The organism is Arthrobacter sp. Y3221157 (assembly GCF_059089865.1).
This window is the reverse complement of record NZ_JBNHFD010000255.1, coordinates 1-265: the sequence shown is the minus strand read 5'-3', so window position 1 is coordinate 265 and position 265 is coordinate 1. Positions and strand designations below refer to the sequence as shown.

General features: G+C 66.4%; 1 pseudogene. It reads left to right on the top strand.

What is annotated here, in order from left to right:
- A pseudogene (locus AC5RTT_RS20895) lies at positions 1 to 265 on the top strand (glucose-6-phosphate dehydrogenase); the annotation flags it as partial.

Below are 265 nucleotides of genomic sequence, written 5' to 3'. Positions count from 1 at the left end.
TCCAGCCCGACGAGGGCGCCACGATCCGGTTCGGGTCCAAGGTCCCCGGCACCCAGATGGAGGTCCGGGACGTGACCATGGACTTCGGGTACGGGCACTCGTTCACCGAGTCCTCCCCCGAGGCCTACGAGCGGCTGATCCTGGATGTGCTGCTCGGTGAGCCGCCGCTGTTCCCGCGGCACGAGGAAGTGGAGCTGTCCTGGAAGATCCTTGACCCGTTCGAGGACTACTGGGCGTCCTTGAAAGAGCAGCCCGAGCCCTACGC